Below are 12,467 nucleotides of genomic sequence, written 5' to 3' on the forward strand. Positions count from 1 at the left end.
TTGTGAAAAGTCTTTTAGAACTGGTTGGAACTGGGATTTAATAAAGCAAAACTAAAAACAATTCGTCGCTCGACACGCCGTGATTAGTGGCTGTCGTGTGCCTGTCCGATGTACACCAGCGTCAGCATCATGAAAATGAATGCCTGCAGCAGAACGATCAGGATGTGAAAGATCGCCCAAACCGTGCCTGCGATGACGTGGCCGATAAAGCCGAGCACTGACGCGTCCGCGCCGAAACCCCACATGCTGCCGAGCAGGGCAATCAGCAGGAACAACAGTTCGCCCGCGTACATGTTGCCGAACAGCCGCATGCCGAGCGAGACCGTCTTTGCGACGAACTCGATGATGTTCAATGCAAGGTTCGGGATCCACAGCAGCGGATGCGCGCCGAACGGAGCCGACAGCAGTTCATGCACGAAGCCGCCTGCGCCCTTGATCTTGAAGTTGTAGTAAATCATCAGCGCGAACACGCCGAGTGCGATACCGAGCGTACCGTTCAGGTCGGCCGTCGGCACGATGCGATGATGGGGAATGACTTGCGACAGACCCAGCCAGCCAATCACGCGACCCGGCAGGTCAACGGGGATAAAGTCGAGCGAGTTCATCAATGCGACCCAGACGAACACGGTCAGTGCCAGCGGTGCGATGAAGGTGCGCGAGCCGTGGATCATCGACTTCGATTGATCTTCGACCATCTCGACCAGCATTTCGATCGCGCACTGGAAACGACCCGGCACGCCGGACGTCGCCTTGCGGGCTGCCAGATGCAAGATGGCGATCGTGGCCAGACCACAAACGATCGACCAGAAAAGGGTGTCCAGATTCCACACGTGAATGTCGAAAATCGACGTCTGGTGCGCGGTGGAAAAGTTCTGCAAGTGGTGCGCGATGTACTCGGACGGATCCAGAGCGCGCGTGCCTTCGCTAGCTGCCATATCGTTAATGCCACCCAAATTGTCGAAAATCGTCTTAGGTCGTTCCCGCCGCAATTCTGTATTGCGGGAACACACCGGGTGCGGATCGTGTCATATCCGCACTCCTTACGCCAGCGCTGCGCGCCAGCCTGAATTTTGTGCTGCTACTCTCTGCTACGACCTTAACGCCACGCGAGGGCGATCCAGTAAGTCTTGAGCGCGATGAGGTAAGTCACGAGCAGCGGCACCCAGCATACGTCGTGATACCAGAAGGCGATGGCTACAAACATCGCGATCGTTGTCCCCATCTTGAGCGCTTCGCCAATCATCCAGCTCATCGCTGTTTTGGCGCCGCTCAGCGTTCTAAGACGTGCCGCGAACAGCGCGCTCGGCACCCAGCAGATCGCTCCCCCCAGGAACGCGGACAGCGCAGCAGCGCCCGGCGGCTTGTAGAACAGCCACCACACCAGCGTCGCACCCAGGGACAAAACCATTTGCGCCGCCACGACCTTGAAAGGCGTGACACGCGATGGACGACTCACATTCGGGCCAAACAGCTTTTCAGCCTCGACCCGGGTGAGCGGAACGATATTGTTATCTTGTTGCTCGACATCCCACGCATCGTCAGTTGTAACGTGCTGACCGGTGGACGCAACGGAAACGGTGCGTTCAGCGCGGTGGTCGTCACGCCCATTCTTCGGCGCTTGATTCGACGTTTTAACCGCCATCGCAGTGTTCCGAAAGTCTTGTTCCAGCCCGCGAGCTTACGCTGCGCTTACGGGGTTGCCGTGCAATTAAATCCGGGCGATTGTAAGCGATAGTTGCAGGCAATTCAAGACTTTAGGCCGTTCAATAACCAGCGTGAAAACGGCCTTCACCATGCGGGAACGCGGTCTCGCCCGACTTGTACACGGCAAATGTAAGGCGGTCGGGGGATGGCAAAACATGCGCAATGAATCGGTGAGGTTGAAGTGCGCGAATGCGTCGTTTCGACGCTGCGACGGACGTCTCAAAAATGCAACAGACGATGGTTTTTGGCAGCTTTGGTGGACATGAAGGACGGCACAGGGTAGTAGAGAGACGGCGGCTGTCGACCCTCTTTTCCTATGGCGATCAGACAACGTAGAACGCGGCCCTCTGCATCGGACGATCGACGCCGCGAGCAAGCAGGCGCCAGCTACTTCATTTCGATGCCCGCTCTGCACTTCGCCTGGCCCATCCGCGTGTCGGCACACAACGCGCGTTGCCAGATCCGAACACGCCAAAGGACGAAGTAAGTGGAACCAGGTGCAGTGGTAAGGCTAACCCGCAAGCAACCACGCCTGAGCGACCAACTCAGATCGCCGCACAACCCAGCTAAGCCTGCGTCACGGCGAAAATATCAGGGCAGGCCAATACATCGCAATCCTTACTATTAAACATGGCAAACAGTTAGGAATCCAACCGACATCCACCTAGGTTTTCGATCAATCAAGGAGAGCGTCAAACGAGCCAGACTTACAGCAGGTACGACCGCGCTCCACCACCGCTGCCGAAAACACACGAAACGCGCCGAACAGCTTGCGAGCGAGACCCAGCCAGGCCGCAAGCATGTTCAACGCTTCCACGTTCAACCCGCCATGATTAGACTGTAGCGTTACCACGCAACCGGACAAGAATGCCTTCCAGCGCATCCAGATCGCCGAAATCCACCAGTACCTGGCCACGGCCGCGCCGGCCGAGCTTGATCTTTACGGTTGCTGAGAGCAGATCGGACAACTCCTCTTCAAGCCGCCGCGTGTCGCGACCACCGTCCTGATTCGCCCGCGCCTTTACTGCGGGCGCAGCCTTGGTGGTCGTCGTCACCAGCTTTTCGGTCTCGCGTACCGACATGCGCTTGTTGACGACCTGGTTGGCCAGCGTGATCTGCGTCGCAGCGTCGACTGCCAGTAGCGCGCGTGCATGGCCCATGTCGAGATCACCGGCCAGCAACATCGTCTGCACCGGCGCCGCCAGATTCAGCAAACGCAGCAGATTCGATACAGCGCTGCGCGAGCGCCCTACCGATTCAGCCGCTTGCTCATGCGTGAAATTGAACTCGTCGAGCAAGCGCTGAATACCCTGCGCTTCTTCCAGCGGATTCAGATCTTCGCGCTGGATATTCTCGATCAGCGCCATCGCCGCGGCGGCCTGGTCTGGCACGTCCTTCACCAGCACCGGCACCTCGTCGAGTCCGGCAAGGCGTGCAGCGCGGAAACGCCGCTCGCCGGCAATGATCTCGTACTTATCCGCCGAAACCGGTCGCACGAGGATCGGCTGCATCAGCCCCTGGGCACGGATGCTGGCCGCCAATTCCTGCAATGCGCCTTCGTCCATACGCGTGCGCGGCTGGTACTTGCCGGCCTGCAGCTTGCTGAGCGGCAGCACGTGCGGTGCACCTTCGATCGCCATAGCCTCGGTAATGTCCGCACTGCCACCAAGCAGTGCTTCCAGGCCGCGGCCCAACCCTTTTTTTCTTGCTACTGCATTCATCGTGCTTCCTCGATCCGCTTAGGACGCCTGGGGCGCGTCATTCAATGTGCGCACCCGCTCAATCATCTCTGCACCGAACTGCACATACGCCTGGGCGCCGCGCGACGCCTTATCGAACACAACGCCCGGCAACCCATAGCTAGGCGCCTCGGCAAGACGCACGTTGCGCGGGATCACCACATCGAACACCTTGTCCCCAAAGTGCTCCTTCAGCTGATCCGAAACTTGCTGTTGCAATGTGATGCGCGGATCGAACATGACGCGCAGCAGGCCGATCACCTTCAGATCGCGATTCAGGTTCGCATGCACCTGTTTGATCGTGTTGACCAGGTCGGACAGCCCCTCGAGCGCGAAGTACTCGCACTGCATCGGAATCACCACGCCGTGCGCGGCGCATAAGCCGTTGAGCGTCAGCAGCGACAAAGCCGGCGGACAGTCGATCAGGACGAAATCGTACTCACTTTCGACCGCCGCCAAGGCGACCTTCATTTGGCGCTCACGGTTCTGCACGCCGACCAGTTCAACCTCGGCACCTGCGAGTTCACGGTTAGCGGGCAGCACGTCGTAGCCGACGGCTTCTGGGCGTACTCGCGCATCTGCCACCGACACGCCATCCACGAGCACTTCGTAGACGGTGTTTGTGCATGCGGCCTTGTCGACGCCGCTGCCCATCGTGGCATTGCCCTGCGGGTCCAGATCGATGAGAAGGACTCGCTGTTCCTGCGCTGCCAAGCTCGCGGCCAGATTGACCGCCGTCGTCGTCTTGCCGACGCCGCCCTTCTGGTTCGCAACGCAGAAGATTTTTGCCATCGTTGGTGTGTCCCTTTTGCTGCTTGAATAAAGTAGAAAGCGCTTCTGGTACGCGGTGCGTGCCTTGCACCTGCAGGTAGCGCCTGTCAGTTGTCGGCGTCCACCAGAACCTTGATCAGATGCCGCTCCGCGTCGAGCGACGGCACGTTCAGTCGAATAATCTGTTCCACGTGTGTACCCGCTGGCAGGCGCTCGATCTCGCCATCCGGGCGCACCCCCTTCATCGCCCAGATCGCACCGTGCTCCGCAACCAGATGACGGGCCAGTGTAACGAAATCCGAGAGCTCTGCGAATGCGCGCGACACGATTACGTCGAACTTTGCCGGTACTTCGGCGCCCGGCTGCAAAGTCTCGACGCGCCCCGTGACGACCGACAGATTCATAAGGCCAAGCTCAGCTTTGGCCTGAGCCTGAAAAGCAGTCTTCTTGTGAACGATGTCGTTCACGGTGACGGTCCAGTCAGGCAACACAATTGCGAGCACGATACCAGGTAATCCGCCACCGGAACCCACGTCCAGCACCGAGGAAGCGCCGCGCGTAGCGAGATGCGGCACGATCGAAAGCGAATCCAGGATGTGCTGGATGAGCATCTGCCTCGGGTCGCGAATCGCCGTCAGGTTGTAGACGGCGTTCCACTTGGACAGCAGCGCAACGTAGTCAAGTAGTTTGCCGAGTTGCGCGTCGCTTAGATCGAGGCCGAGCTCGCGAACGCCGTCCGCTAATATCGGCGCTAGTGCCTCGTTACCCCTTCCCTTCTGACTCACCGTCATTGCGCCACCGGCGTGCTGTCGGTGCCGGGTTCGGCGGGTTTCGTCGAACGACGCCCCAAGCCACGTTTCAGGTGGACCATCAGCAAGGAGATCGCCGCCGGGGTAATGCCGGAGATACGCGACGCCTGGCCGATGGTCTCAGGGCGGAACTGCGTCAGCTTCTGACGCGCCTCGAACGATAGCCCCCTTACTTCGGCGTAATCCAAACCTTCCGGCAACCGCGTACTTTCGTGCGACTCATTCCGCTCAATCTCATCGGCCTGGCGGTCGATATACCCTTGATACTTGATGCCAATCTCGATCTGTTCCTTGATCTGGGCGAGCAGAACGTCGTCTTCGGCCAGCGTTTCAGGCGCAGCACATGCCCCCGCGCGCAAACCGCAGACGCCGTCGTATGTCACGCCCGGACGGCGCAGCAGATCGGCCAAGCTGTATTCGTGGTCGATTGGTTTGCCGAGCAACGCAGTCGCTTCTTCTGCCGGTAACGTCTTAGGATTGACCCACGTCGTACGAAGGCGCTCTGTTTCACGTGAAACAGCCTCGCGCTTGCGGCTGAATGCGTCCCACCGGACGTCGTCGACCACGCCAAGCTCGCGCCCGATCTCCGTCAGACGCATATCGGCGTTATCTTCACGCAGACTCAAACGGTATTCGGCCCGGCTCGTGAACATGCGATACGGCTCGGACACCCCCTGCGTCACCAGATCGTCGACCAGAACCCCCAAGTACGCCTGATCGCGGCGCGGGCACCATGCGTCCCTGCCCTGCACGTGCAAGCCGGCGTTAATCCCCGCCAGCAAACCTTGAGCAGCCGCCTCTTCGTAACCGGTGGTGCCATTGATCTGGCCCGCAAAGAACAGCCCGTTGATTACCTTGGTTTCCAGCGATGCCTTCAGTCCACGCGGATCAAAGTAGTCGTATTCGATCGCATAGCCCGGCCGCAGAATATGCGCGTGCTCCAGACCACGCATTGATCGCACGAGTTCCAGCTGCACGTCGAACGGCAGACTGGTGGAAATCCCATTTGGATAGAACTCGTTGGTCGTCAACCCTTCCGGTTCGAGGAAGATCTGATGCGATTCCTTCGACGCGAAGCGGTGAATCTTGTCTTCGATCGACGGGCAATACCGCGGCCCTACCCCTTCGATCACGCCCGTGTACATCGGCGAACGGTCAAGACCGCCGCGGATGATGTCGTGCGTACGCTCATTCGTATGCGTGACCCAGCACGGCACTTGGCGCGGATGCTGCTCGACGCGCCCCAGAAACGAAAAAACCGGCACCGGATCCAGATCACCCGGTTGCTCTTCGAGCTTCGAAAAGTCGATCGTCCGGCCGTCGATACGCGGCGGCGTCCCGGTCTTCAGGCGGCCTTGGGGCAGCTTCAATTCCTTGAGGCGTGCGGACAGCGACACCGCTGCCGGATCGCCGGCACGGCCACCGGTGTAGTTGTTCAAACCCACGTGAATCTTGCCGTCGAGGAACGTTCCAGCCGTCAAGACGACTGCGCGCGAGCGGAAACGAATCCCGACCTGCGTCACTGCGCCGACGACGCGGTCGCCCTCCACCATCAGATCGTCGACCGCCTGCTGGAACAGCCACAGGTTCGGCTGATTTTCCAGCCGATGCCGGATCGCCTGCTTGTACAGCAGACGGTCCGCCTGCGCGCGCGTTGCACGAACAGCAGGCCCCTTTGACGAATTGAGGATACGGAACTGAATCCCGCCCTCGTCCGTCGCAGCCGCCATCGCACCGCCAAGCGCATCGACTTCCTTCACCAGATGGCCCTTGCCAATACCGCCAATGGACGGATTGCAGCTCATCTGACCGAGGGTTTCGATGTTATGCGTCAGCAGGAGGGTGGTATTGCCCATACGTGCCGAAGCCAAGGCGGCTTCGGTGCCGGCATGACCGCCGCCGACGACGATTACGTCAAATTCTGTGGGAAAAAGCATCGCGGATCTCACGCCAGATCGTCGCGTGAGCCTTTCAAAGGAAAATGTATGGGCGAATTATAACGGGTTCGGTTTAGGCCCGAATTTCGGCCGAATGGCCAGGCAACAAAAAAGCGGTGTGTTTCACGTGAAACACACCGCTTCGAACCGCAGCGATCTGAACAAAAATGGGGAATTAAGCCACTTTCTTGGCCAACCCGAGATACGTTTCGATCACGCGCGGATTCTGCGCCAGATCTGCCGCGGGCCCTTCCAACGCCAGTTCACCGGTTTCAAGCACGTAGCCATAGTCGGAGATTTGCAGCGCAGCACGTGCGTTCTGCTCGATCAGCAGCGTCGCAACACCGGTCTGCCGCAGCGCACTAATGATATGGAAGATTTCCTTCACAATCAGCGGCGCGAGACCCAAGCTCGGTTCGTCGAGCATCAGCAGATCGGGTTTGCCCATCAAGGCACGCCCGACCGCCAGCATCTGCCGTTCACCGCCGGATAGCGTCCCGGCCGCCTGCTTCCGACGCTCTTTCAAGCGCGGAAAAAGCGTAAAGACCGGCTCGAGTTGATCGAGAAAGTCGCGCTCCCCTGCCCGTTTGCGCCGATAGGCGCCGAGAACCAGATTGTCTTCAACGGTCATCGACGCAAACAACTCCCGCTTCTCCGGCACGAGGCACATGCCTCGCGCGACCCGTTTTTCAACCGGCACCGCGCTGACGTCTTCACCTTGATACAGAACCACGCCTTTCGCATGGCCAGTGGTCGGCAGCGCGCCCATGATCGCATTCAGCAACGTCGACTTGCCTGCGCCGTTCGGGCCAATCACCGAGACGATCTGCCCGGGGCGCACTTTGATCGCAGCGCCGTGCAGCGCTTCGACCTTGCCATAGCGGACCGACAAACCGTTCACGTCGAGAATCGGTGCGGCAGCATTCATCGTGTTCTCCATCATTCCACCCCGCCCAGATACGCTTCGAGCACAGCCGGATCTTGCTGGACATCCTGCGGCAGGCCTTCTGCGATTCGCGTGCCGAACTCCATCACCACCAGACGATCGGTGAGATTCATCACGAAATCCATATCGTGCTCGACCAGCAGCACGCTCATGCCTTCGGCTTTGAGGCGGCGCAGTAAGTCCGCCAATTGAAGTTTTTCCTGATACCGCAGACCGGCGGCAGGTTCGTCCAGTAGCAGCAGCGTCGGATCGCAGCACAGCGCGCGAGCGATTTCGAGAATCCGCTGCTGCCCCAACGCCAGGCTGCCCGCTTCGTCGTACATATGCTGCTCGAGCCCGACGCGACGAATCTGGCGAGCCGCCTCGGCCATCAAGCGCGCTTCTTCCGCGCCGTTCAGGCGCGCAACGCTGCGCCACACGCCGGCCTGACCACGCAGATGCGCGCCGATCGCAACGTTCTCCAGCACCGTCATCCCAGGTAGCATTTTGACGTGCTGGAAGGTGCGGCCAATGCCGCGCTTGACGATTTCACGTGAACTCAGCGAATCGATACGCTCCCCGCGGAACGTGATTTCGCCGCTCGTCGCTTGCAGCACGCCCGTGACCAGATTGAAGGTGGTCGACTTGCCGGCGCCATTCGGGCCGATTAAGCCGATGATCTGCCCTGCTTTCACCTCGAAGCTGACATCGTTCACCGCGACCAGCCCGCCGAACTGCTTGCGCGCCTTATTCACCGTCAGCAGATCTTCACCGGCGGCCGGCTTGCTGCGTTGCGGCAACGGCTCCGCATGGTCCGACAGATGGGCGCGCGGACCCTTCGGGAAAAACCGCGCGACAAACGGCCAGACGCCTTGGCGAGCGTATTGCAGCAATAGCACCATCAGGATGCCGAACACGATCACTTCGAAGTTACCGTTCTCGCCAAGCAACTTGGGCAGCAGCGTTTGCAGATAGTCCTGCAAGATGGTCAGGATCGCTGCACCGAGCACGGCGCCCCAGACGTGCGACACACCACCCACCACTGCCATGAACAGAAACTCGATGCCGTGGTTCAGACCAAACGGCGTCGGATTCACCGCGCGTTGCAGGTGGGCGTAAAGAAAACCTGAAATCGACGCCAGCACTGCGGCATACACGAAGATCACCACGCGCATCCACGCCGTGTTGACGCCCATTGCTTCGGCCATCATGCCGCCGCCGCGCAGTGCACGGATCGCCCGCCCAGGCCGGCTATTAAGCAGATTTTGAACAGAAATCACCGCGCCGAGCACCACCACCCAGATCAGGTAATAGATATGGCGGCCGGACTCCAAGTTGATGCCGAAAACATTCAGCACCGGAATCCCGTTGATGCCGTCGTACTTGCCGAGCATCTCCAGGTTGCCGAACAGATAGAACAGCGCCAGCCCCCACGCGATCGTGCCGAGCGGCAGGAAGTGGCCCGATAGCCGCATCGTCACCAGCCCCAGCATCAGGGCAATCAACGCCGTCACCACCACGCCCGCGATCAGTGCGAGCCACGGCGACACGCCGTACGTCGTCGTCAGATACGCGGTCGCATAGGCGCCGATACCGACGAACGCCGCCTGCCCGAAGCTCGTCATCCCGCCGATACCCGTCAGCAGCACGAGACCGATCGCGACGATCGAATACAGGCCGATGTAGTTGAGCAGCGTCACCCAGTACTCGGGCACATGAATCGGGTGCGGCAACACCGGCAACGCGAACAGCACCACGAGGAACAGCCAGAAGAACTTGTTTTTCATGATCCGTTTCATCGTGTCACTCCTCTTCCTCTTCCTCTTCCGAGTGCGGGCTGGCCAGACTTCGCCACAGCAGCACCGGGATGATCAGCGTGAACACGATCACTTCCTTATAAGCGCTCGCCCAGAACGACGAATACGACTCCAGCAGACCGACCAGGATCGCACCCGCGGCCGCCAGCGGATAGCTGACCAGACCGCCGATAATCGCCCCCACGAAGCCCTTCAAACCCATCAGGAAGCCCGAGTCGTAGTAGATAGTGGTCAGGGGTGCAACAAGGATGCCGCACAGCGCACCGAGGCCCGCAGCGAGCGTAAACGCGAGGCGCCCTGCTTGCGTCGTGCCGATGCCGACGAGCCGCGCGCCAAGGCGGTTCACGGACGTCGCACGCAAAGCCTTGCCGGAAATCGAGCGATCGAAATACAGGTACAGCCCGCCGATCAGGACCACCGCCGTGCCGACCACCCACAGGCTTTGCCCGGAAATCGACAACGTGCCGAGGTTGAAGGTTGCATCGGAGAACGCCGTGGTGCGTGAGCCCTCCGCGCCGAACATCACGAGCCCGAGGCCGACCATTGCGAAGTGCACCGCCACTGCCACAATCAACAGCAGCAGCGTGGTCGCCTCCGCGATCGGCTCATACGCGAGCCGGTAAACGAACGGCCCCATCGGAATCACGATCAGCAGCGTCAATGCGATCTGCGCGAGCATCGGCAGCTGATGCAGGAAAACACCTTGTGTGAGCGCGTACACCGCGATCGGAAACAGCAGATATTTGCCGACCAGCATCACCAGCGTGCGAGCCGCATGCCGGCGTCTTTCGGCATGCCGTGCCAGCCCCGCTATCTCGACGACAAAGCATGCCGCGCCCATCGCCATCAGCAGCCAGCACGTCGCTGGAAATTTCTGCGTCTGCAGTGCGGCGAGCGTCAGCGCGCCGTACGAAACAAACTCCCCCTGCGGGATAAAAATCACCCGCGTCACGGAGAACACCAGCACCAGTGCAAGCGCGAGCAGCGCATAGATCGCGCCGGTGGTGATGCCGTCCTGCGCGAGGATCGCCGCAATTGATAGATCCATACTTCCTCGTCCTGAAGCGTCGAAATCGAAACCGGGAAGCAGTCGTGGCGGCAGAATCCGCGGCCGGCCAGCGACCTGCAATGCCTGAAAAAGCGACCGCCGCGCCGGAATACGGCACGGCGGTCGTTGCCATTGTCATCGAACACAATGGCAATGCGGCGTCATGTGCCGCATGTTGCGCGAGAGGCGCGTATCGCTTTCGTTGTTAGTCGTTCTGCAGCTTCCACTTGCCGTCGACGATCTGCACGATCACGCGTGCGCGCTTGTCGAGGCCGTTGTGGTCGGTCGTCGTGGTGTTCATGATGCCGTGCGAGACCGGCAGCTCCTTGATGTTCTCAAGCGCGCTGCGCAGTGCCTCGCGGAACGCTTCAGTACCCGGCTGAGCAGTCTTCAGCGCGACCGGAATCGCAGCTTGCAGCATCTGGCCTGCGTCCCATGCGTGACCGCCGAAGGTCGCCACCGAACCCGCGCCATACGCTTTCTCATACGCTGCCTTGTAGGCCTCCGACGACTTCTTCACCGGATTCGATTCCGGCAGTTGGTCCGCCACGAGGATCGGGCCGGCCGGCAGGAACTCGCCTTCGCAATCCTTGCCGCACACGCGCAGGAAGTCGTTGTTGGCGACGCCGTGCGTCTGATAGACCTTGCCCTTATAGCCGCGCTCCTTGAGCGTCTTGGCCGGCAGCGCCGACGGCGTACCTGCGCCCGCGATCAGCACCGCATCCGGGTTCGCGCTCATCGTCTTCAGCACCTGGCCGGTGACCGATGCGTCGGTGCGGTTAAAGCGTTCGTTGGAAACGATCTTCAAATGGTGTGCTGCGGCAGCGGCAGTAAAGACATTGTTCCAGCCGTCGCCATACGCATCCGCAAAGCCGATGAAGCCGACTGTCTTCACGCCGTGACGCTCCATGTAGTCGGCGATTGCGTCAGCCATCAGGCTGTCGTTTTGGGGCGGTTTGAAGGCCCAGGCGCGTTTCGCGTCCATCGGCGAGATGATCGCAGCCGATGCCGCCAGCGAGATCACCGGCGTCTTACCTTCCGCTGCGGGGTCGAGCATAGCGAGCGAATTCGGCGTGACGGTAGAGCCGATGATTGCGTCGACGTGGTCTTCGTCGATCAGCTTGCGCGTGTTCTGCACGGCCTTGCCGGTATCCGATGCATCGTCGAGGATGATGTATTGCACCGTCTTGCCGCCGATCTCTTTCGGCAGCAGCGCGATCGTGTTCTTTTCAGGAATCCCGAGCGATGCGGCAGGACCCGTGGTGGACAGCGTGACGCCGATTTTCACCTGCGCGAAGGCCGCGCCCGCGCCGCACATCAACGCCATCGCGATACCGGTGCGTACCCATTGCTTTGTCTTTTTCATTGCAAGTCTCCAAACGCTTTGAAGCGCGTATCTGTAATCCGGCTCACGGGCCGGGTGTCTGAATCTAGTTATAGGGCTCAGGCATGCCAAGCATGGTTTTCCCTGCTCAGCGTCAATGCCGTCGCCGCTCTGGTGCCACTCCCCTGCTGCGAACCACTGCTACGATTTCTTATGCACAAAACACTAACATGTTAGTAGTATTGCGCCCTGTATCATCCACGGTCAATAGACGGTCGCCCGAATGCGGGTTTGTCCTGAAACCAGCCGCTTTCGCCTCACCTTGACCGCTCATCCTTCGCTTATCCAGGGCACTCCCCGCACCACAATCCATCAAGCGCGGACAATAAAAAA

General features: G+C 60.1%; 10 protein-coding genes. All 10 read right to left on the reverse strand.

Annotated features, from left to right (window positions below):
• Positions 1–83: 83 nt before the first annotated feature.
• On the reverse strand, positions 84–935 hold the full coding sequence (atpB, locus tag KHO31_RS13555) for a F0F1 ATP synthase subunit A (RefSeq protein WP_120346433.1): 852 nt from the start codon (positions 933–935) through the stop codon (positions 84–86).
• Between the two features lie 161 nt (positions 936–1,096).
• Positions 1,097–1,642 (reverse strand): ATP synthase subunit I, encoded by a 546-nt coding sequence (locus KHO31_RS13560; RefSeq protein ID WP_201071509.1) that lies wholly within the window; start codon positions 1,640–1,642, stop codon positions 1,097–1,099.
• Between the two features lie 895 nt (positions 1,643–2,537).
• Positions 2,538–3,425: a ParB/RepB/Spo0J family partition protein gene (locus tag KHO31_RS13565; RefSeq protein ID WP_201071512.1), complete on the reverse strand. Its 888-nt coding sequence runs from the start codon at positions 3,423–3,425 to the stop codon at positions 2,538–2,540.
• 18 nt (positions 3,426–3,443) lie between these two features.
• Entirely contained in the window at positions 3,444–4,235 is a 792-nt protein-coding gene (locus tag KHO31_RS13570) for a ParA family protein (protein WP_201071515.1), read from the reverse strand.
• An 86-nt stretch (positions 4,236–4,321) separates the two neighbouring features.
• Positions 4,322–5,005: a 16S rRNA (guanine(527)-N(7))-methyltransferase RsmG gene (gene rsmG / locus KHO31_RS13575; RefSeq protein WP_201071518.1), complete on the reverse strand. Its 684-nt coding sequence runs from the start codon at positions 5,003–5,005 to the stop codon at positions 4,322–4,324.
• The gene (gene mnmG, locus KHO31_RS13580; protein ID WP_201071521.1) at positions 5,002–6,960 is read right to left on the reverse strand and encodes a tRNA uridine-5-carboxymethylaminomethyl(34) synthesis enzyme MnmG; all 1,959 of its coding nucleotides are present in this window, start codon (positions 6,958–6,960) and stop codon (positions 5,002–5,004) included. Before mnmG ends, rsmG begins: the two co-directional genes overlap by 4 nt.
• 175 nt (positions 6,961–7,135) lie before the next feature.
• Positions 7,136–7,888, reverse strand: a complete 753-nt coding sequence (locus KHO31_RS13585) for an ABC transporter ATP-binding protein (RefSeq protein WP_201071524.1) — start codon at positions 7,886–7,888, stop codon at positions 7,136–7,138.
• A gap of 11 nt (positions 7,889–7,899) precedes the next feature.
• The gene (locus KHO31_RS13590; RefSeq protein ID WP_201071527.1) at positions 7,900–9,684 is read right to left on the reverse strand and encodes a branched-chain amino acid ABC transporter ATP-binding protein/permease; all 1,785 of its coding nucleotides are present in this window, start codon (positions 9,682–9,684) and stop codon (positions 7,900–7,902) included.
• A gap of 4 nt (positions 9,685–9,688) precedes the next feature.
• Positions 9,689–10,750: a branched-chain amino acid ABC transporter permease gene (locus KHO31_RS13595; RefSeq protein ID WP_211623550.1), complete on the reverse strand. Its 1,062-nt coding sequence runs from the start codon at positions 10,748–10,750 to the stop codon at positions 9,689–9,691.
• A gap of 205 nt (positions 10,751–10,955) precedes the next feature.
• Positions 10,956–12,116, reverse strand: a complete 1,161-nt coding sequence (locus tag KHO31_RS13600) for an ABC transporter substrate-binding protein (RefSeq protein WP_201071533.1) — start codon at positions 12,114–12,116, stop codon at positions 10,956–10,958.
• Positions 12,117–12,467: the final 351 nt, after the last annotated feature.

This window comes from Paraburkholderia domus (assembly GCF_905220705.1).
In the GTDB taxonomy this organism is placed as follows: domain Bacteria; phylum Pseudomonadota; class Gammaproteobacteria; order Burkholderiales; family Burkholderiaceae; genus Paraburkholderia; species Paraburkholderia domus.

What these genes read in the sequence shown, in the direction of transcription:
- atpB (WP_120346433.1), bottom strand. Translation starts at nt 935, where the DNA reads ATGGCAGCTAGCGAAGGCACGCGCGCTCTGGATCCGTCCGAGTACATC.
- KHO31_RS13560 (WP_201071509.1), bottom strand. Translation starts at nt 1,642, where the DNA reads ATGGCGGTTAAAACGTCGAATCAAGCGCCGAAGAATGGGCGTGACGAC.
- KHO31_RS13565 (WP_201071512.1), bottom strand. Translation starts at nt 3,425, where the DNA reads ATGAATGCAGTAGCAAGAAAAAAAGGGTTGGGCCGCGGCCTGGAAGCA.
- KHO31_RS13570 (WP_201071515.1), bottom strand. Translation starts at nt 4,235, where the DNA reads ATGGCAAAAATCTTCTGCGTTGCGAACCAGAAGGGCGGCGTCGGCAAG.
- rsmG (WP_201071518.1), bottom strand. Translation starts at nt 5,005, where the DNA reads ATGACGGTGAGTCAGAAGGGAAGGGGTAACGAGGCACTAGCGCCGATA.
- mnmG (WP_201071521.1), bottom strand. Translation starts at nt 6,960, where the DNA reads ATGCTTTTTCCCACAGAATTTGACGTAATCGTCGTCGGCGGCGGTCAT.
- KHO31_RS13585 (WP_201071524.1), bottom strand. Translation starts at nt 7,888, where the DNA reads ATGAATGCTGCCGCACCGATTCTCGACGTGAACGGTTTGTCGGTCCGC.
- KHO31_RS13590 (WP_201071527.1), bottom strand. Translation starts at nt 9,684, where the DNA reads ATGAAACGGATCATGAAAAACAAGTTCTTCTGGCTGTTCCTCGTGGTG.
- KHO31_RS13595 (WP_211623550.1), bottom strand. Translation starts at nt 10,750, where the DNA reads ATGGATCTATCAATTGCGGCGATCCTCGCGCAGGACGGCATCACCACC.
- KHO31_RS13600 (WP_201071533.1), bottom strand. Translation starts at nt 12,116, where the DNA reads ATGAAAAAGACAAAGCAATGGGTACGCACCGGTATCGCGATGGCGTTG.